The organism is Paenisporosarcina indica (genome assembly GCF_001939075.1).
GTDB lineage: Bacteria > Bacillota > Bacilli > Bacillales_A > Planococcaceae > Paenisporosarcina > Paenisporosarcina indica.
In genome coordinates, this window is sequence record NZ_MPTA01000001.1 from 1,143,539 (window position 1) to 1,164,450 (window position 20,912).

The 20,912-nt window shown below is 40.5% G+C and carries 17 protein-coding genes, 1 pseudogene and 1 other annotated feature; of the genes and pseudogenes, 3 read left to right on the plus strand and 15 right to left on the minus strand.

Going from position 1 to position 20,912, the window contains the following annotated elements:
• Positions 1 to 8 precede the first annotated feature (8 nt).
• Positions 9 to 250, minus strand: a binding site (T-box leader).
• 114 nt (positions 251 to 364) lie between these two features.
• Positions 365 to 1,921, plus strand: a complete 1,557-nt coding sequence (locus GY23_RS05550; RefSeq protein ID WP_075618172.1) for an N-acetylmuramoyl-L-alanine amidase family protein — start codon at positions 365 to 367, stop codon at positions 1,919 to 1,921.
• Positions 1,922 to 1,977: 56 nt separating this feature from the next.
• Here GY23_RS05550 and dtd read toward each other — a convergent pair whose 3' ends face one another.
• The 7 genes from dtd to GY23_RS05585 form a co-directional block, all read right to left on the minus strand.
• Entirely contained in the window at positions 1,978 to 2,418 is a 441-nt protein-coding gene (gene dtd, locus GY23_RS05555) for a D-aminoacyl-tRNA deacylase (protein ID WP_075618173.1), read from the minus strand.
• A gap of 14 nt (positions 2,419 to 2,432) precedes the next feature.
• Positions 2,433 to 4,628, minus strand: coding sequence for a RelA/SpoT family protein (locus GY23_RS05560; protein ID WP_075618174.1), 2,196 nt, complete (start codon positions 4,626 to 4,628; stop codon positions 2,433 to 2,435).
• 186 nt (positions 4,629 to 4,814) lie between these two features.
• Positions 4,815 to 5,327 carry an adenine phosphoribosyltransferase gene (locus GY23_RS05565; RefSeq protein ID WP_075618175.1) on the minus strand — a complete coding sequence of 171 codons (513 nt, stop codon included), beginning with the start codon at positions 5,325 to 5,327 and terminating at the stop codon, positions 4,815 to 4,817.
• On the minus strand, positions 5,327 to 7,672 hold the full coding sequence (recJ, locus tag GY23_RS05570) for a single-stranded-DNA-specific exonuclease RecJ (RefSeq protein WP_075618176.1): 2,346 nt from the start codon (positions 7,670 to 7,672) through the stop codon (positions 5,327 to 5,329). The genes GY23_RS05565 and recJ overlap by 1 nt, the downstream gene beginning before the upstream one ends.
• 238 nt (positions 7,673 to 7,910) lie before the next feature.
• On the minus strand, positions 7,911 to 8,288 hold the full coding sequence (locus GY23_RS05575; RefSeq protein WP_075618177.1) for a LapA family protein: 378 nt from the start codon (positions 8,286 to 8,288) through the stop codon (positions 7,911 to 7,913).
• A gap of 106 nt (positions 8,289 to 8,394) precedes the next feature.
• Entirely contained in the window at positions 8,395 to 10,671 is a 2,277-nt protein-coding gene (gene secDF, locus GY23_RS05580) for a protein translocase subunit SecDF (RefSeq protein ID WP_075618178.1), read from the minus strand.
• A gap of 108 nt (positions 10,672 to 10,779) precedes the next feature.
• The gene (locus tag GY23_RS05585) at positions 10,780 to 11,130 is read right to left on the minus strand and encodes a post-transcriptional regulator (protein ID WP_075618179.1); all 351 of its coding nucleotides are present in this window, start codon (positions 11,128 to 11,130) and stop codon (positions 10,780 to 10,782) included.
• A 95-nt stretch (positions 11,131 to 11,225) separates the two neighbouring features.
• On the opposite strand from GY23_RS05585, the pseudogene GY23_RS05590 reads away from it, so the two are divergent.
• Positions 11,226 to 12,730: pseudogene (locus tag GY23_RS05590) on the plus strand (putative polysaccharide biosynthesis protein).
• On the opposite strand, the gene GY23_RS05595 reads toward GY23_RS05590, so the two are convergent.
• The 8 genes from GY23_RS05595 to GY23_RS05630 form a co-directional block, all read right to left on the minus strand.
• On the minus strand, positions 12,714 to 13,364 hold the full coding sequence (locus GY23_RS05595) for a DUF421 domain-containing protein (protein WP_075618254.1): 651 nt from the start codon (positions 13,362 to 13,364) through the stop codon (positions 12,714 to 12,716). The pseudogene GY23_RS05590 and the gene GY23_RS05595 sit on opposite strands and share 17 nt — an antisense overlap.
• Positions 13,365 to 13,468: 104 nt before the next feature.
• Positions 13,469 to 13,744: a preprotein translocase subunit YajC gene (gene yajC, locus GY23_RS05600; RefSeq protein WP_075618180.1), complete on the minus strand. Its 276-nt coding sequence runs from the start codon at positions 13,742 to 13,744 to the stop codon at positions 13,469 to 13,471.
• A 43-nt stretch (positions 13,745 to 13,787) separates the two neighbouring features.
• The gene (gene tgt / locus GY23_RS05605; RefSeq protein ID WP_075618181.1) at positions 13,788 to 14,927 is read right to left on the minus strand and encodes a tRNA guanosine(34) transglycosylase Tgt; all 1,140 of its coding nucleotides are present in this window, start codon (positions 14,925 to 14,927) and stop codon (positions 13,788 to 13,790) included.
• Positions 14,924 to 15,982: a tRNA preQ1(34) S-adenosylmethionine ribosyltransferase-isomerase QueA gene (queA, locus tag GY23_RS05610; RefSeq protein ID WP_075618182.1), complete on the minus strand. Its 1,059-nt coding sequence runs from the start codon at positions 15,980 to 15,982 to the stop codon at positions 14,924 to 14,926. The genes tgt and queA overlap by 4 nt, the downstream gene beginning before the upstream one ends.
• Before the next feature lie 20 nt (positions 15,983 to 16,002).
• Positions 16,003 to 17,004 (minus strand): Holliday junction branch migration DNA helicase RuvB, encoded by a 1,002-nt coding sequence (gene ruvB, locus GY23_RS05615; protein WP_075618183.1) that lies wholly within the window; start codon positions 17,002 to 17,004, stop codon positions 16,003 to 16,005.
• An 18-nt stretch (positions 17,005 to 17,022) separates the two neighbouring features.
• Positions 17,023 to 17,643 (minus strand): Holliday junction branch migration protein RuvA, encoded by a 621-nt coding sequence (gene ruvA / locus GY23_RS05620; RefSeq protein WP_075618184.1) that lies wholly within the window; start codon positions 17,641 to 17,643, stop codon positions 17,023 to 17,025.
• 171 nt (positions 17,644 to 17,814) lie between these two features.
• A complete protein-coding gene (locus tag GY23_RS05625) occupies positions 17,815 to 18,636 on the minus strand; it encodes a phosphotransferase (RefSeq protein ID WP_245827579.1) in 822 nt (273 codons plus the stop codon).
• A gap of 39 nt (positions 18,637 to 18,675) precedes the next feature.
• Positions 18,676 to 20,025: a LysM peptidoglycan-binding domain-containing protein gene (locus tag GY23_RS05630; RefSeq protein WP_245827580.1), complete on the minus strand. Its 1,350-nt coding sequence runs from the start codon at positions 20,023 to 20,025 to the stop codon at positions 18,676 to 18,678.
• 79 nt (positions 20,026 to 20,104) lie between these two features.
• Here GY23_RS05630 and GY23_RS05635 point away from each other — a divergent pair, with 79 nt between their 5' ends.
• The gene (locus GY23_RS05635) at positions 20,105 to 20,683 is read left to right on the plus strand and encodes a transcription repressor NadR (protein ID WP_245827581.1); all 579 of its coding nucleotides are present in this window, start codon (positions 20,105 to 20,107) and stop codon (positions 20,681 to 20,683) included.
• Positions 20,684 to 20,912: the final 229 nt, after the last annotated feature.

Consider the following 20,912-nt stretch of genomic DNA (forward strand, 5'->3'; position numbering starts at 1 on the left):
GCACATACGCAAGGGACGAGAGCTATTGTAAGCTTCCGCGGTTCCACCCTAGTTGACACAAAATTCTTGTGTCCTCTCAAGTCCGGATAACGGCCGGTTCCGTTTTCGCCTACTACATACATTTCGTATGTTTCGACGAAAAGCCTTTCAAGTGTTGTTCACTGAGTGCTTCTGTAGGAAAGATTTCAGCCACGTCTTTCCCTCTCTTGACAGCGTATTAAACAGCTACTTTCTTGGTCATTGGCACTTTGTTTGTTTCAGATTATACCTTATCTTAATAACTGTTCAAAAGAAAGTCAACCTTTTTCAAAAAGGGATAGTTTTTTTGTGACTCAATCAGTACAATGAAGGAAAGGAGGAAATAATGAGAAAATTTCATCTTAAAAAACACATAAACATATTATTAGCCATTATTTTATTATTATCCCTGACTTTGCCATCAAACACACAAGCAGGTGGCGCAGAAGTCCAATCAACCGTATCAAATTTGCATATGCGATCGGGTCCTGGTCTAGCCTATCCGATTATCGCTTCACTTCAGAGGGGTGATCGTATGCTGGTTCTTGACCAACAAAATGATTGGATTAAGGTTCGAAAAGGCTCTGCTGAAGGCTGGGTAGCTTCATGGTATACAAAGCAACTTGGAGAAAAGAATCAACAATCCGGACAATTTGTCGTATCAAAAGTTGACCGATTAAATGTTCGTTCGCAAGGTTCCACTGATGCTGCTGTGCTGACACAGCTATCAGCGGGTCAACAAGCCACACTACTTCGCGATCATGGGAATTGGGTTGAAATTTCAGTTAACCAAGTTCAAGGTTTTGTAGCAAAAGAATACATAACAATCCAACAAAACGAATCGAAACCTGCAACACCCCAAGTATCGAATAGCAATCAATTTGAAGTATCTGTAAATAGCTTAAATGTCCGCTCTAAAGCAGACTTATCTGCCAAGAAAGTAGGACGGATCAGCCAAGGTGAACGTTACAAAGTGCTTGAAAAACAACATAATTGGGTGAAAATCCAACTTTCTAAAAATGAAAGCGGATGGGTCTACTCATTTTATGGAACGTTCACAGCTTCAGCTGCTACTAGCACCACTGAAAAAGTTCAAGTTAGTAAACCGGTAGAATCAAAGGCAATCTTAATTTTGCATAATGGGACAAACATTCGCTCAAATCCATCCACTTCGAGTGAAGTGGTGTATCGAGCCAATGCGGGTGAATCATTTAGTACGGTTGGACAAAGTGGTGATTGGTATGAGATAAAAACGCCTGATGGGGCAACAGGGTTTATTGCGAACTGGGTTGTCTCTTCAAATTCTACAGAAGAAGAACCACAACAACAAAAACAAGAAGAACGAAAAAAAGGGACCTTAAAAGGGTTGTCCATCGTCATTGATCCAGGTCACGGAGGAAATGATCATGGAACCACGGGTGCTCGAGGAACAGACGAAAAAGGCATCACGTTGAGTACGTCGGAAATGTTAGCTAGTAAACTGCGTGCAGCCGGTGCAACTGTCGTGATGACTCGTAACTCTGATGTGTATGTGGACTTGCGTAAACGCGTAGCCATCGGTCATCAACTAGCTGCTGATGCCTTTATCAGCGTTCATTACGATGCAACTGATAGTAGTTCCATCAACGGATTTACTACGTACTACATGCATGGCTATCAAAAAGGCTTAGCAAGAAGTGTCCATGAATCCCTAGGAGAAAAAATTTCATTGCGTGATCGTGGCACTCAACCCGGGAACTACCTCGTATTACGAGAAAATCGTCAACAAGCAATTTTAATCGAATTAGGATTCTTGAGTAACTTATCGGAAGAGCGTGCGGTAACGACTGAACAATTTAGAGAACAAGCTACATTGGGTATTTATAATGGCGTCGTTAACTATTTTGATGACCAATTAGATTAATTCAAATCGAAAAGAATGCTCGCCCACAATTTAGTGGACGAGCATTTTTTATCATTTTATTTAGATTCAACAATTAACGTAACCGGACCATCATTGGTGAGTGATACCTTCATCATTGCACCGAAAACTCCGGTCTCGACATGTAATTGCAGTCTTCGAAGTTCTTCGTTAAAGAATTCCCATAACGGTTTTGCTATATCTGGTTTCGCCGCTTCACTAAAACTTGGACGTCTCCCTTTACGCGTATCACCATATAAGGTGAATTGTGAAATGGATAAAATGGAACCACCCACTTCAAAGATCGAGTGATTCATCTTCCCTTCTTCATCTTCAAATAACCGAAGATTGGCTACTTTTTCCGCTACATAACGTACATCTTCTTTAGTATCTTCATGCGTTATGCCAACGAGCAGAACAAACCCTTTTTCAATTTGTCCAGTGATTTCACCGTCTACTTCTACTTTTGCTTGTAAACTACGTTGTAATACGACTCTCATAACTAAACAATTCCTCAGTTCGTCATTCGTTGCACAAAGTAAATATCCGGTATTTGTTTAATGCGTTCCACAACCCGATGCAAATGTGCAATATTGACAATCAGTATCGTCATATTAATCGTCGCAATTTTATCACGATCCGCTTTCCCGCTAACTGCAGAAATATTCGTTTTTGATTCATTGACGACTTGCATCACTTCATTTAATAATCCCGGACGATCAAAAGCGGAAATCTCAATATCAACTTGATACTCTTTACGAGTCGTGGCTAATGTTTGACCCCACTCAACATCAATAATTCGTTCATTCGTATATTCGTCATGTACATTTGGACAATCTGAACGGTGAACAGAAACACCGCGCCCTTTCGTGATGAATCCCACGATATCATCTCCTGGTACAGGACGACAACAACGGGATAATCGGATAAGCAAGTTATCGATTCCTTTAACAATTACGCCGGATTCAGTCGCTTTGCGCAAGCTTGGTGTGTTCATTTCTTTGGTGATTTTTTCTAAGGCTACTTCATGATCCCGAATTTTTCGCATTTTTTCTGCTAATCGATTCACAACCTGTTGAGCAGTAATCCCATTAAAACCAACTGCAGCATACATATCTTCTTCACTTGCAAAATTGAATTTCTCACACACACGTTTAATGTTTTCGTTAACCAGTACTTCTTTCACATCAAAATCTTGTACTCTAATTTCTTTTTCGATCATTTCCCGCCCTTTATGGACATTGTCTTCACGAAGTTGCTTCTTGAAGAATTGTTTAATTTTATTTTTTGCTTGTGACGATTGAGCAATTTTCAACCAATCCCGACTTGGACCAAAGGATTGTTTGGACGTTAATATTTCGATAATATCGCCAGTCTTTAATTTTGTATCTAGCGGTACCATTTTCCCGTTTACTTTAGAACCGATTGTTTTATTGCCGATTTCCGAGTGAACTCGGTATGCAAAATCAATCGGTACAGAACCAGCAGGAAGTTCCAATACATCACCTTTTGGCGAAAATACATAGACCATATCTGAGAACAAATCGAATTTCAGAGATTCCATAAATTCTTCCGCATTTGAAGACTCACTTTGATATTCCAAAATTTCACGGAACCAGGTAAGTTTCGAGTCAACAGATTTATTAGTAGGTTCAACCGTCTTGCCTTCTTTATATGCCCAGTGAGCAGCAACTCCGAATTCAGCAATGCGATGCATTTCAATTGTACGAATTTGCACCTCTAATGGATCGCCTTGGGGGCCAATAACCGTTGTATGAAGCGATTGGTATAAATTTTGTTTAGGCATGGCAATATAATCTTTGAAACGACCAGGCATTGGTTTCCAAAGTGTATGGATGATCCCAAGAACCGCGTAACAATCTTTGATGCTTTCTACCGTTATTCGCACAGCAAGTAAATCATAGATTTCGTTAAATTGTTTGTTCTGGAGTACCATTTTTTTATAAATGCTGTAGATGTGTTTAGGTCGACCAAATAAATCGGCCGCGATTTCTACATCACTTAATTCAACTTTGATATCTTCCATGACATGATTTAAATATTCTTCACGTTCTGTTCGCTTACGTTTCATCAAATTCACAATTCGGTAATATTGCTGTGGATTTAGATAGCGTAACGCGATATCTTCTAATTCCCATTTTATAGTAGAAATTCCTAAGCGATGTGCAAGGGGAGCGAAAATTTCAAGTGTTTCACTCGCTTTAATCCGTTGTTTTTCGACCGGTTGGAATTTTAAAGTACGCATGTTGTGTAGACGGTCTGCCAGTTTTATTAAGATCACGCGGATATCTTGTGCCATTGCAACGAACATTTTACGATGATTTTCCGCTTGCTGTTCTTCTTTTGACATATATTTTATTTTGCTTAACTTTGTGACACCCTCAACTAACATAGCCACTTCTTCGCTAAATTCACGAACGAGATCTTCTCTTAGGATCTCGGTATCTTCAACGACATCATGTAAAAAACCGGCAGCTACTGTTGCAGGATCCATTTGTAGTTCGGCTAAAATCCCCGCTACTTGAATTGGGTGGATAATATATGGCTCCCCCGATTTTCTAAATTGTTCCCGATGAGCGTATTCCGCCATTTCATACGACTTTTTGACAATTTGAACGTTTTTGTCATTCATGTACGTAGCGACAATTGCGAACACTTCTTCAACAGTTAATACTTGGTCTTTCGCCATGTTGATTCACCAGACTCCATTCACTTTTCGAAATATGTATATAAAGTCTATTGTATATTAGAAAAACACAGTTTGCACCCACGATGGTTTAATCTGTTGTATTTTCTTATACTGAAATCCGTTAAATTTTCAGCTGTTTTTCAGTTCAAAAAAAGAACGGACTCGTAAAGTCCATCCTTTATAAGCTTAATATTGCATTAACGTACAAATGTCGTAACCTTTTAATTTTTCACGACCATTAAGGTATGTTAACTCGATTAAAAATGCACACCCGACAACGATTCCGCCCATTTGTTCGATCATTTTAATCGTTGCTTCAACCGTACCACCCGTTGCAAGTAAGTCGTCTACGATGATTACGCGTTGACCAGGTTTGATTGAATCTTTGTGCATTGTTAAAACATTTGATCCGTATTCTAGCGCATATTCCGCACGAATTACTTCACGAGGCAGTTTTCCTTCTTTACGTACAGGAGCAAAACCTAATTCCATCGCATAAGCAACAGGACAACCAATTATAAATCCGCGAGCTTCGGGTCCTGCAATCATATCTGCGTTGACAGTCTTCGCGTATTCTACGATTTGGTCCGTCGCATATTTGAATGCTTTCCCATTATCCATAATGGTTGTAATATCTTTAAATCGAATTCCAGGTTTTGGCCAATCTTCTACTATTGTTACATATTGCTTTAAATCCATTACTGCTCCTCCTCGCGAACGGGCTGCTTGGCAAGCCGTTCATCAAACCATTGTCTTAGTTCCATATATGGTGCATAGATCAACTTTTGTTCAAGTTGAATTTGTTTTTCGCGCAATTGATAGACTGTTGCCGTTGCAAGGTCCCGTTTTTCGGTCGTTTTTTGCATGTCAATTCGTCCATTGTTTATTTTAACAAAACCAAGCTCAAAAAACACCTCTGTCATAAAAAATAATGTACTTGGGCTCCAACCTTTGTGTTTTGCCAGCTCATTTACATGCTCCTGCAAGTCAAATGAAGGACGTTTTGCTAAAAATCCAAAATACCATTTAAAGTGATCACGACTAGGCATGCCTTCGAAATAGCTTGAGTCTGGTGCATAAAAATGAGCATAAATACGCTTCGGTTGAATATGCGTCAAGATTGTCTCCAACATCCGTTCCTCTTGAGGAGTATCGAGTAAAACGATATACGGTTTTGGAGATGGCATTTCTTGATTTTCAGAAATGAGCGTAATCTCTATATTTAAAAGCGATTCAAAATGTTGGACAGTTTTCTTATTAAACGCCAGATACAATGTTTGTTCCGCTTGGATCATTTGACTCCAACGATTCACTTGGCGAATCCCACGAATATCGTATAGTTGCCATTCATCCGTTTGGACATCTTCAATCATGAATTGTGGTTTCTTACGCCCGTTCCATTCATTGACCTGAAGATCACCAATAAAGGACACAGCTACACCAGGAGTGATTTCATCAGCTAAATGACCTTTACTAAACCCTACTGCATCCAGCGTATGAGGACCAGTGGCAAGTTCCATTTTTACATGGTTTTGATTGGCACCGATTTTTCTCATGGAAGATACATTGACTTTTTCAATACAGTACATCGGTTTTGGAAAATCCATACCAAAAGGTCCAAGTTGTTTTAACGAGTCAATCGTCGCTAAATCAATTTCATCCAAGCTAATAGAAATGTCGATTTGTTGGATCGGTTGTAGGTCGTCTTCTGACAAGGTTTCCTGAGCTTGCTGTTGTAAACGTTCCCTTAAAAGATCTACATACTCCAGCTGAAGCGTCATCCCCGCGGCCATTGGATGCCCCCCAAAGTGAGGCAGGATATCACGGTTTTTCGCAAGTTCATTAAATAAATGGAACCCTTCAATACTACGTGCAGAACCTTTAGCAATTCCTTTTTCCGAATCAATTCCTAGAACAATCGTTGGACGGTAATATTTTTCCACAAGACGAGAAGCCACAATCCCTACGACTCCTGGATTCCACCCCTCTTTCGCCACAATAATCACAAGCGGATCTTGACCAATTTCACCCGATTCCACCATAGCCATTGCCTCTTCAGTCATTTGACTAACAATCGCTTGACGTTCTTTGTTATGTGTATCTAGTACTTTAGCAAGTGAAGCCGCTGTGACTGAATCGGTTGTTAAAAACATCTCGACTCCTGGTGCTGCCTCAGCTAGACGTCCAAGTGCATTGATTCGCGGACCGAACAAGAAACCAATCGTTTCTTCGTCAATTAGATTTTGTTCAGTTCCAGCAATTTGGCACAGTGCTTTAATGGCTGGACGAGAGGTAGTTCGGAGTTGTTGAATTCCTTTTTGAACAAAATAACGATTCTCATCTTGTAAAGAAACCAAATCGGCTACTGTCCCGATCGCAACTAATTCAAACAGTTGTTTAGGAACTTCACCAAGCAAGGCATGAGCAACTTTAAATGCCACACCAACTCCAGCAAGCTCACCGAATGGATAACTACCAAGCGGATGCCTTGGATGGATAATAGCATCAGCAGGTGGAAGAATGTCGCCCGGTTCATGGTGATCCGTTACAATCACATCCATACCCAAATCTTTCGCGAATTGAATTTCACTGATTCCCGAAATTCCGTTATCCACGGTAATAATTAAATTCACACCATCTTCGTACGCTTCTTTAAACAGACGCTCACTCGGTCCATACCCATCAATAAATCGATTTGGAATCGCGAATGTCACATGTGCATTTAGTTGTTGAAGAGCGGTCATCATCACAGTTGTACTTGTAACCCCATCGGCATCGTAGTCACCGTACACTAAAATCAGCTCATCGTTGTCTATTGCCTTTTTAATACGTGTGACGGCTTTCTCCATATCGTACAAAAGATAAGGATCATGCATGGTGGTTTCATCCATATATAAAAATGCTTTCGTTAGTTCAGTATCTGTAAAGCCTCGAGAGGCCAGTAGTTTTGCGGACACAGCTGGGATTTTTAATGTTTGCTGTAAATGTTGAACGACTTGTTCATCTGGTCGTCCCATTCTCCATCTTTTTTTAGATTCAATCATTTTAGTCACATCCTCATCACTTTATTATAACTCATTCCACATGTGATGTAAGGGAAGAAAGTGGTATGGGTGGAAATAGAGGTGGATATGATCAGTTGATCAAGTCAAGTCAAGAGTTGATCAAGTCATACAGATTGTTGATCAAGTCACGTCGCAAGTTGATCAGGTCTTCCAAAATCTCTTTCCCAAAAATTCCCCATAAAAAATACACTCGCGATGAGTGCATTTTCTCCGGAAGTTAACTTGTTGATTTAATATCCCCAGATTTTTTAACATCTAATGTCTCTTTTAAATCATGTGAATCTTGGTGTCGCATGGGTGTGCTTTTATTTAGTGCGGAAATCTCATTTTGCTGCGTAGCGATGAGTGATTCCTTGATGGTATTGTCTTTTTCAAGATGTTTGACGCGACGTTGTAAGACAAACGAGCGGAAGATTGCCACCGAACCACTGACTAGAGCACCCAGTAATGCGGAACCTAATATGACTAAAATGAGTGGCCATTGGGCTGTGCCAAACACGTAATTGACTGGAACAGGGTCCACATTTACGACGGCAAAAATTGCAACTATAACAGCAAAAATAAGTGCGAGCAATAAAGACCATTGAAATTTCATTTATATTCAGTCCCCCTTTATAGTTGATGCATTCGTTCCATTATACCCACAAAAAAAGGAACAAAGTATAGTCACCTATACCCTGTTCCAATTCTTTTATAAACCATTATACGACTGGCTCGTCAGAACCCCATTTTTTCTTGTTCTCATCTGCTTCCACATCAATTGCCCCACGTTTATTTAGTTCACGTTTCTTAAGCACGTACCAAAGCTGTGCAGCAATGAAGATGGATGAATACGTACCCGCAATTAAACCGATTAACAAAGCGATTGAGAAGTTTTGAATTGCATCTGCACCGAATAACATCAATGCAACAACTACAAACACAACAGTTAAGACGGTATTTACAGACCGGCCAAGCGTTTGACGAAGAGATTTATTAACAATAATCGCCAATTCTTTTGCATCTTCAATTTTCTTCGAACGTCTCATATTTTCACGAATACGGTCAAACGTAACAATTGTATCATTGATCGAGTAACCCACGATTGTCAGAATCGCGGCAATAAACGTAATATCGACTTCCAATCGGAAAATACTGAACAACGCAACCATAAAGAATGCATCATGCAGGAGTGCTACAATCGCTGCTACACCCATTTTCCATTCGAAGCGGAAAGCTGTGTAAATGATAATGCCCAGTGATGCGTAGATTAGTGCATATATCGCATTTTTCACTAGCTCTTTTCCGACTGTAGGAGATACTGTGCTGATGTTTGGCTCTACACCGTAATCTTCTTTGATCGTAGATTTCAAACCATTTATTTCTTCTTGTGAGAAATCTTCTACGAAACGAATTACCCCAATTTCACTATTCTCTCCTGAAATGACAATATCTTCTGAAGGATGTTCAATTGACTCTAAATAAGTAATCACTTCTTCTTTTGTTAAGGAGTCTTCGGACAAGATTTCCACTCGTGTACCACTTGAGAAATCAATTCCTAAATTCAAACGGAAAACACCGACCAAGATCATCCCAATGATGATAAATACGATTGAAGCTGTAAAGAATTTTTTTCTAGAGTGAACAAAATCATAACGATCGAACTTAGTTGGTAAATCTAAAGCACTAAATTCTTCATCAGCATGATGAATAGTTGACTTGTTAATACCAAATAGCCAAGTCTTACCATCAAATATTCCACTATTAACAAGTAGACCTAGAAGTAATCGAGATCCCCAGATAGCTGTGATAAAGCTTACTAAAATACTGATAATTAAAGTCGTCGCGAATCCTTTAACTGAGCTTGTCCCAAAATAGAACAACACAACTGATGCTAATAAGGAGGTTATATTGGCATCAAAAATTGCGGAGAACGAATCCTTCGCACCATTCTTGAATGCGACTTTAATTGATTTACCAATGCGTAGCTCTTCTTTTATTCTTTCATACGTGATGATATTCGCATCAACTGCCATACCTACACCGAGTACTAGTGCCGCAATTCCTGGCAAGGTCATAACACCATTGATTAATTCAAATATCAGTAAGTTTAAGTATACAAAAACTGCCAATGTGATAAGCGCGACTACACCAGGTAGACGATAATAAAGGAGCATAAATAATCCTACAAGTGTAATACCTATAATACTGGCAAATACCGTCGATTGTAATGCTTTTTCACCGAACTGAGCCCCAACTGATGTAGAATATGTTTCCACTAATTTCACAGGCAATGCACCCGCATTTAATATGCCTGATAAATTCTTCGTTTCATCTACAGTAAATGATCCAGAAATTTCAACACCGGTAGAGTTGATACGTTGAGAAACTTGTGGACTTGAAACAAATTTCGGTTCTTCTTTTACTGCTTCTGCAGCATATGAATCTACACCTTCTTCAAAATCCAACCAAATAACCAATAAGTTTGTCCCTAAAGGCATTTGGCTAATTTTTTGCGTGACGTCTGCAAATTTAGAAGCATCTTTCAATTCAAGCGTTACGATCGGAGCTCCTTTATCATCAAAAGATGCCTTCGCTCCGCCTTCTTTTAAATCCGCACCATCTAACATCAAATTATCCTCAACATCACGGAACGTTAAGTTCGCTTGAGTCGATAATAATTCACGAGCTGATTCTTGATCTTCAACCCCCGCTAACTGCACACGGATACGATCTTTACCTTCAACTTGAATAACTGGTTCACTGACTCCCAACACGTTAATACGGTTAGATAGAGCTTGTGCTGTATCAGCTAATACACCCTCAGTTATTTTCTGATTGTCTTTTAAAGGTTGGACTTCGTAAAGCACTTCGAAACCGCCTTGTAAATCCAATCCTAGTTTAATATCTTTGACAATCGATGATGTCGTAGTACTAATTGAAGCCGCAAATACTACGATGAGTAATAAAAATGCGATGATTCGGCCTCTTGTTTTCATATGTATTATTCCTCCTCAACTTGTCAAATGGTAATCAAAAACTACCACTCTCGAAAAAAAGCGCAACATGGTTATTATGAAACACGTTACGCTACGTGTCAAATGTCCTTAAGATTCTGACGATTTCGAAAGTGATTCGCCTGGTCTTACGGCTTTAATGCTTGGCTTGAAAAGTGATTGAATGTCGCCCTGATTGAGTTCAGAGAACCAATTCGAAGTCCTTTGTTCTTCAATTTGAGTGTGAGTCATGTATTGTGCTGGCGATATTTCCAAAATATCATTGACCATCTCATAGACTTTCATTTCGGGAATGTCACGTTTTCGCCACTTTTTTTTGATACAGTAGTTCCAAAGATCCATTTCTGTCACCGCGTTATATTGATACAAACGAAATTCGAAGATTTTACTCTCTAATGCTGGACGCACATGTTCAAATAAACTTCCATATTGGACACTCATTGAAACACTTCCTTCTTCGTCGGTTTTAAGAAACGATATTTTCGCATAGGAATATTGTATATGAAATTGCGTGACTTGAGAAGGAAGTGGCAAAATTGTCGACATTTTTACGTGGAACCATGGTTTTAATGGGCGCTGTTTTTTTATCTAAACTGTTTGGGTTTGTTTTCCGCATTCAATTTGTGCGAATTGCCGGTGAAGAAGCAGTCGGAATTTACACTGCAGCCTACCCCGCTTTTATTTTTTCCTTGCCTTAATCCAATTGGGTTTACCGATTGGCGTTGCAAAAATAACGGCTGAACTATATGCAGGAAAAAAACTAGCCGAAATACAAGGGCTCATGCGAAAAGTATGGAAATTGACATGGCTGTCGATCATCGTCTTCGGTCCTTTGTATTACTTCACGATTCCATTTGTCGCCAACAACTTACTTGAAAATGGAGCCCTAGCGAAAACCCTATACATAGGATTGCTGACCATACCGATTGCTGCATTTTCTGGGATCCTGAAAGGTTATTTTCAAGGTCTTGCAAAAGTAGAAGAAACCGCTTGGTCTCAACTCATCGAACAATTTTTACGAATTGGGCTTGTGACGTGGTTATTGCCGTATGTTGTCAACCAGTCCAGTCCCGCTTCCACCGCTGCTGCTGCAATGGGTATGGCCCTGATCGCAGAACTGTTGGCATTTCTTTACTTATGGTTTAAGTATAAACGGGTGAAAAAAGGGGAAGGCAAACAGGTTTCATATCCTTCATCTCCTATTTTACAGGTTGCACTGCCATCAGCCGGCAGTCGTTTATTTGGATCGTTTACGTGGTTTTTGGAACCGATCATTTTTATTAAAGCACTCGCAGTTGCTGGCGTTACGGCTGTTGCGGCAACCAATTTATACGGAATGATCTCAGGGGTCTTCATTCCTTTACTACTGTTTCCTGCATTTGTTCCTTACGCGTTGTCAATCGTATTAGTTCCTGCAGTCAGTGACGCTAGGGCACGTTCAGATCGGGGCATGTTGCAAGAACGTATTTCTCTTGCCATGCGAGTGTCCGCCATCACAGGATGCTTTGCAGCCACGGTTTTTTATTTACACGGAGAGCACATCGTTCGCGTTTTGTTCCATGTAAATACAGGTCAAGGGTATATGGCCCTCCTGGCACCTATCTTTTTCTTTTATTATATACAGAGTCCTTTACATGCCATTTTACAAGCCATGCATGAGGCTAAAGCTGCGATGATGAATTCGGTTTATGGTGGATTAGGAAAATTATTTATCATGTTTGTGTTAGCATCACAACCAGGTATCGAGGAAAAAGGGGCAATTATTGCGATTGGTTTTGGTGTGCTACTGACCTCCTTTTTGCATATGGCTACTTTGCGGCAAAAAAAAGAAGCCGGAATTGGCTTCAGCTTTTTTGCACTGCCGTATTTATTATTTATTATTGTAACAATCCTTCGTCCTCTTCTGTGGCCATTAGGTGAAATGCCTTGGCTCGCAGATAGTCTTGTCACAACTTTAATCCTTTTGGCAGGTTTGGTTTTATTCCGTCAAATTCATATTTCAGACATCCGATTACTGCGCAAACTTATAAAGAAGACCTAAACTTTTCTTTCATCTGCACATATAACTTCTCTCTCTCATAACTACAATAAAAAACGGTCTTTGGATCATGAATGTGTATATTCTTCAATTCATCGAGTAACCATTGTTTATCTTGTTGAATCAAATTGAGATGCCTTTCTTGAACATCGCCGTCTATAATCAGAGGTAATACTGGATGATCTCCGTCTATTTTAAATATTGATAAATTACCGGATGGCTCTAAAAATGCATATGAGACGTCTTGAATCGACCCTATTTGTTGCTCGCGAAGTTGTAGAAATAAGTCATCCAAATTGTAACGTTGTTTGCGCATAACGGATTCCATGATTTCTCCATTTCGAATGATAAGCGCAGGGTCGCCATCGATTAGATCCCTGATTTTTTTACTCTTCAATGACAAATACGATGTAATTAGCTGGATTGCCAGCAATAGAATCATAGGCATGGTGGATGCGAATAAATTCCTCTTAGGATCATCAATAGCGAATGAAGCAACTTCTGCAATCAACACAAAGATGACCAAATCCATAAGACTGAGTTCGCCAACTTCTCGTTTTCCCATCAATCTAAAAATAACTAATATTAACAAATATAGAAATATTGTCCGATAAGCAACAATAAAAAAATCTGGCATCGACATTCCTTGCATCCCCTTTTCTATCAGTATGAGAAATAGTGGGATGCAATATACAAAAAAACCTTTTTCCAAAAAGGAAAAACAGGTTTTTTTATTGTTGATTATAAAACTGCTTTTGTCTCTAATACGCGAGCAATTGCAGCACGTTCAAATTGAAGGCGTGTACCGCCTGAAATTGTAACGAATACTGTTGTGTCATCCACAGCATCTACTGTCGCGTGAAGGCCACCTACCGTGACGATACTATCCCCACGTTTTAAGCTTGATTGCATTGAAGCAGTTGTTTTTTGACGTTTTTGTGCAGGTCGGATAATGAAAAACCACATTACGACGAACATCAAAATGATTGGCGATAAGCCAATTAGTGTTTCACCCATTCTTTATTTCCCCCTTTCTCTCTATACAGACAGTATACTAGATTCAGAAATTTTTCGCATTAGGTTTATTGTAGCCATATTGTTCGAAAAATTCTTCACGGAAGTCTCCAAGACGATCTTCGCGAATTGCTTGTCGCACTTGCTTCATCAAGTCCATTAAGAAATGCAAGTTGTGATATGAAGTTAATCGCAAACCAAACGTTTCTTCGGCTTTGATTAAGTGGCGAATATATGCACGAGAATAATTTTTACATACATAGCAGCTACAGTTTTCATCAATTGGTCCGAAATCACGAGCATATTGAGCACTTTTCACTACCAATCGCCCATTACTCGTCATTAATGTTCCATTACGTGCAATACGTGTAGGTAGGACACAGTCAAACATATCGACACCGCGGATGGCACCATCAATGAGTGAGTCTGGTGAACCTACGCCCATTAAGTAACGAGGCTTGTCTGCCGGCAAGAAAGGCGTCGTGAATTCAAGAACACGATTCATGACATCCTTTGGTTCCCCAACAGAAAGTCCACCAATGGCATACCCAGGAAAATCCAATGAAACGAGATCCGCGGCACTCTGACGACGAAGATCTTCAAACTCTCCACCTTGTATAATTCCAAACAATCCTTGATCACTAGGACGTGCATGTGCGTTTAAACAACGCTCTGCCCAGCGTGACGTTCGTTCGACACTGGACTTCATATAATCATGTGTTGCTGGGAATGGAGGACATTCATCAAATGCCATCATAATATCCGATCCAAGTGCATTTTGGATTTCCATTGCTTTTTCTGGGCTTAAGAAGAGTTTGTCCCCGTTCATATGGTTACGAAAATGCACACCTTCTTCTTCAATTTTTCGGAATTCACTTAAACTAAACACTTGGAATCCGCCAGAATCCGTTAGAATGGCACGGTCCCAGTTCATGAATTTGTGCAGGCCACCTGCTTCTTTAATGATGTCATGGCCTGGTCGTAACCATAAATGGTACGTGTTACTTAAAATGATGCTAGATTCAATTGCTTTTAGATCTTCTGGAGCCATCGTTTTCACCGTAGCTTGTGTACCGACCGGCATGAACGTGGGTGTTTCAAAAGAACCGTGTGGTGTATGCACAATCCCAAGACGTGCACCTGTTTGTTTATCAGTTTTAATTAGTTCGTATCGAATTGCTGTCATGGACGAACTCCTTTCTCCGTTGATGACGGGCGAATAAACATCGCGTCGCCAAAACTAAAAAATCGGTATTGAAGATGAACTGCCTGTTCATAAGCGGCCATAATTTTATCTCTAGTCGTTAGTGCACTCACTAACATCACAAGTGTAGATTTTGGTAAATGAAAATTGGTAATTAGCCCATCAATACACTTGAATTCATACCCAGGAAAAATGAAAATCGATGTCCAGCCACTATCTTCTTGTAGCTGACCATCAAACTTATTGGCTACCGTTTCAAGTGTGCGTGTAGAAGTGGTACCCACTGAAATGATGCGCCCCCCGCTAGCTTTCACTCGGTTAATCGTGTCTGCGGTCTCTTGTGACACGCGGTAAAATTCAGAATGCATTTCATGGTCGTCAATCGACTCCACACTGACCGGTCGGAAAGTACCGAGACCTACATGCAACGTGATAAAGACGACTTCCACTCCTTTAGCACGGATTTCATCTAATAATTCTTCTGTGAAATGCAATCCTGCTGTAGGTGCTGCAGCTGAACCTCGTTCTTTTGCGAAAACCGTTTGATAACGGTCTTTGTCATCTAGTTTCTCGCGAATATATGGCGGTAAAGGCATTTCACCTAACTGATCAAGAATTTCGTAGAAGATGCCATCGTATGTGAACTTGAACAAGCGCCCACCATGATCGGCTTCCCCTACACATTGTGCTCGAAGCAAACCTTCGCCAAATGACACGACCGTGCCAATCTTCACTCGCTTGGCAGGCTTTACAAGTGTTTCCCATACATCTTCTTCTGTTTGCTTGAGCAGTAGAATTTCGATATTGGCACCTGTATCTTCTTTGACGCCCATCAGTCTAGCTGGAAGGACGCGTGTATCGTTCAAAACGAGACAATCGCCTGCCTGAAATTCCTCGACAATTTGTTTGAAGGTGTGATGTGTGACATCTCCACTATCTTTATCCAATACTAATAGCTTGCTCGATGTACGATCGGCAAGCGGTGTTTGAGCGATTAATTCTTCTGGTAAATGAAAATCAAAATCTTCTACTTGCATAGTTATACTTCCTTTAATTTTTATTCCTCAAAATAAGGGTAGTCAAAATGATCATATGCGAGTTTGGTGACAACCCGCCCTCTAGGTGTACGTTGCAAAAATCCAATTTGCAATAAATACGGTTCGTAAACATCCTCAATCGTTGTTGATTCTTCACCAATGCTGGCAGCAATTGTATCGAGCCCGACCGGTCCACCACGGAAGCGTTCAATCATCCCAATCACTAATTTGTGATCGATATGATCAAGACCAAGTGCATCTACTTGCAACAATTCCAGGGCTTCTTGAGCTGTATCAATTGAAATCGTCCCATTACCACGGACTTGTGCAAAATCACGCACTCGTTTTAGTAAGCGGTTTGCTATTCGAGGCGTACCTCGAGATCTACTAGCAATTTCACCGGCGGATGGATAATCAATTTCCGCATCGAATAAAGCTGCACTACGCGTAACAATTTCGGTAAGTGCTTGATTGTCATAGTAATCCAGACGAAGCAAGACACCAAAGCGGTCACGCAGCGGGGCTGATAAAGCACCTGCTCGTGTTGTCGCACCGATTAATGTAAATGGCGGTAAATCAAGTCTAACTGAACGTGCTGATGGTCCTTTACCAACGACAATATCAAGACAGAAATCTTCCATCGCTGGATATAACACTTCTTCAATGGAACGATTGAGACGGTGTATTTCGTCGATGAATAACACGTCTCCAGGTTCTAATGAACTGACAATCGCAGCTAAATCACCGGGACGCTCAATGGCAGGTCCACTCGTCATGCGGATATTAACGTTCATTTCATTTGCAATTACTGCGGCTAACGTTGTTTTCCCAAGTCCAGGAGGTCCATACAATAGGACGTGATCCAAGCTTTCTTCACGCATTTTTGCCGCTTTCACAAAAATATCCAAGTTGTTTTTCACTTTATCTTGCCCAATATATTGAGACAAATACTGCGGACGCAATGATTGTTCAAAACGTTCATCAAACTCCGAAGCACCACTCGATATGACGCGTTCTTGCATGCAACCGACCTCCTTTTCTTAGTTTTGTTTAAGTAATAATTGCAAGGCTTTTTTCATGTAGCCTTCTGTGTCCAACGCATCCGGTAAAGTCTCTAAATGAGGACGTACTTTGACCAATTCACGTTCGGAGTAACCAAGTGCAGATAGTGCCAGGAACGCTTCTTCCAACTCAAGTTTGCCTGAAGTTTCCGGGAATAATTGAAGTTCATCTTCCCCACTTGGCATGTCGAAATCGAGGGATAAATCACCTAATTTACCTTTTAAATCAAGGATCATTTGGCGAGCCGTTTTCTTACCGACACCAGGGAATTTCACTAAAAATGTTTCATCTTCTCGTTCAATTGCTTGCACAACTTGCGAGGGTTGTCCACTTGCCAGAATCGCTAAGGCACCTTTTGGTCCAATGCCTGACACTTGGATCAATTTACGAAAAAGTTCACGTTGTTCCAGCGACACAAAGCCGAAAAGTAATTGTGCATCTTCTCGAACATTTAAATGGGTGAAAATTTGTTGGGTTTCTGATGATACACGAAAAGCGTACGGATTTGGAGTGAAAATTTGCCATCCAATGCCGTTTTGTTCAAGTGTCATATATTCAGGAGTTACACGCGTAACCAAACCTTTTATGTAATCGTACATTTAAAGTCTCTCCTCACATTCAACGTACCGATTATAGCATATAAAACGAATGTTCGCAGAAAGAAACATAGAATCTGATTCACTAAATGTCATCACACAGAACAACCGTGATTCAAGGAACAATCACGGTTGGTTCATTCTATTATGAAAAACTTCTCCTATTTTCCCGAATCAATTTCCATTAAAACGCCCAACATCTTCCCATAGTTTCGGCATCATCGTAAGTGCCTTGTCTGTGAAGATTTTTAATTTCGGTAAAAACGATCGAAGTTGAAGGTCTGATAATGTTGTGGCATACAACCACTCACGCATCAGTTCATTTGGAAATAATAAATAACTCAGATCAATTTTTTTTAGAGTTGGATGATCGCTAAGAAATACATTTACATCGTAGTGATAATGCGGCAGAACACGATGTGCCCACAATATAAGTTCTACTTCTGGAGGTCCAATACATGCTAAATCAAAATCGATGATGTATAGTTTATTGCTTTTCTTATCGCGTACAAAATTGTGATGAACGACATCCCCATGCAACAATGTTAATTTTTCACGTGGGTTTGGCACTAAATTCGCCAATGAATCCGTAGCGAGTTGAGTAATCTTTTTCATTTTTGAAGGACCTAATGTTTTATTCAAAAATGTTTCATACTGTTTCCATTTTTCTAACCGGTGTGCCCATTTTCGGTTTAAATTAATTTCCTGAAAATGTCCAGATTCTCGCCAATTAATCTGGTGTCGCGTTTTGTGAAGTTGATGGAGCAAAGCAAGAGATTCCTTACGATCTTCAGAATGACTGAATTGCACCTTTCGATCGCCTTCAATCCACGGTTGTTGAATCATCATCGGATCACCATATGGTTCAATCGGAACCACAATATCCGCACCCACACCTGCCAATTGTTCATGAATAAAACGAATTTTATCCGCATCTGATTGATAATCATATTTCTTTAGTGAATATGCATGCGTTCCAACTTGCCATTTCCACACATTTGGCTTTAGTTGAACATAATGCCCCCGTTCCACTCTTTAATAAAAGCGAAAAGGTGTCGGATACCCCCAATGCCCTTGTGGAGTGGGCCACATCTGACAAGGCGTGCATGCCATATAAGGCGACATCTGCGGAGCCATCATCATATGATGCTGAGGCATCGTACTATATTGATCTTGGTAAGCACCAAGTGTTTGATTTGAGTTAGGAGATTGTTCATATGCATGCTGTTCATAGCCTGGATTTCGTTTACCACACCCACATGGTGAAGGTTGGTGGGCATTCTCATAATACTCATGTTGCATTGGTTGGTGGGTATTCTCATAATACTCATGTTGCATTGGGTGGGTATTCTCATGATAACCATGTTGCATTGGTTGTTGGTTCGGCGGAAAAGGTGAAAGATCAAGAGAAGATGTTTCAATTTCTCTTAATGAAGTCGAATCCATTAACTGCCATCCTTGTGTTTGTTTTGGCATTGGTTGTGGAACTGGTTGTGGTGCTGGTTTAAATACCGATTCTGGTTTCATAACCGGTGCTGGTTTAAATACCGATTCTGGTTTCATTACCGGTGCTGGTTTAAATACCGATTCTGGTTTCATTACCGGTGCTGGTTTTGGAACTGGCAGAGGTTTTGGTTGGACTGGTGCTTGTGGAGTCGGAAGTACCTGTGCATGTTGTAAATCCATATCGGGCACAGGAATCCAACCATATGGAATCCCCATATAAGGAGGCATCATTTGGGTCATAGTTAAGTGTTGATTAATCGGTTGTGGCATTGGCATTGGTATATATATAGGCATAGGTTGTTGAATTGGTTGTGGCATCGGTTGTGGCATCGGTTGTGGCATCGGTTGTAACACTGGTTGTGGCTTCGGTTGTGGCATTGGTTGTGGCTTCGGATGGTGCTCGGGTTGCGGTTTCGGATGGTGCTCGGGTTGTGGCTTCGGATGGTGCTCGGGTTGCGGCTTCGGATGGTGCTCTTGTTTTGGATGGTGCTCTTGTTTTGGATGGTGCTCTTGTTTTGGATGGTGCTCTGGTTTCGGTGCTGGCTGTGGCATTTGGTGCATGTTCGGTTTTGGAACACTTTGCGGTACTGGTAGTGGTTGTGGAACGCTTTGAGGCACTGCCTGTGTCATCGGTTTTGGAGCAGGTTGAATTGTGTATTCCTCCTTATTCTTTTTAACAGGTCGATCGTTATTGTAAGGGTGTTCAATAGTTCCTTGCACTTTTGCTGATTGTTCCGGTACAAAAATCTTCATCCCCGGTACAACATAATCGGGATTAGCTAAATGTGCGTTCAAACGTTTCACTTCATCAAAAGATACACCATATTGCTTGGATATTTTCCATAGTGTATCTCCTCTTTGCACAACATGTACGTGCAAAATTATTCCCCCTTTCATATCTATGTATCGTATGAATCACGATTTGATTTGGTCACTTATTCTCTGTACATGTTAAACTATGAGTAAGAGTACTACTGTTATGCATGAAAAGGATGGGATTGTGTTGAAGAAATTATTAGGGGAAGAGCGAAGACAACAATTACTAGAGATGTTAAAGACGGCTACTGAAGCAATTAAGGGGACGGATTTAGCAAAAACAGTTGGCGTCAGCCGACAAGTAATTGTCGGAGACATTACATTACTAAAGGCACGCAAAGAGCCGATCCTAGCCACAAGTCAAGGTTATCTCTATATGGGGAATATTGGCTCGGAGAACGAAGTTGAACGTCAAATTCCATGTATCCATACACCAGAAGATGCACGTGAAGAATTATACACGCTGGTTGATGCAGGTGTGGTCGTGAAAAATGTGACAGTTGAACATCCTGTGTATGGTGAATTAACCGCCTCGATCATGGTTGCGAATCGTCACGAAGTCAATTTGTTTTTGACGCGCGTAGAGGAAACGAGTGCTAGCTATTTATCCGAATTAACAGGCGGGATTCATCTGCATTTAATATCAGCCTCTTCAAGTGACTACCTAGATGCTGCAGTTGAAGCGATGCGAGTTAAAGGGTTTTTAGCGGACGAACAGTAAAGGTATTTAAAGAATTGATGCTCGCTTTCTAGAAAGATCGGTCGAAGATGACATTTCTACCTCCCACTACTTTCTTTATTTGGTTGACGGTTCTTTGTACCATAAGTATTGCAATCCTCTTTCGTATTAAGGGTAGGATAAGCTTTGAACACTGGATTCGAGGCAGTGTGAAATTTTATCGTTTTTATCATACAAAAAAGCATGAATGCAAAATCTGCATTCATGCTTT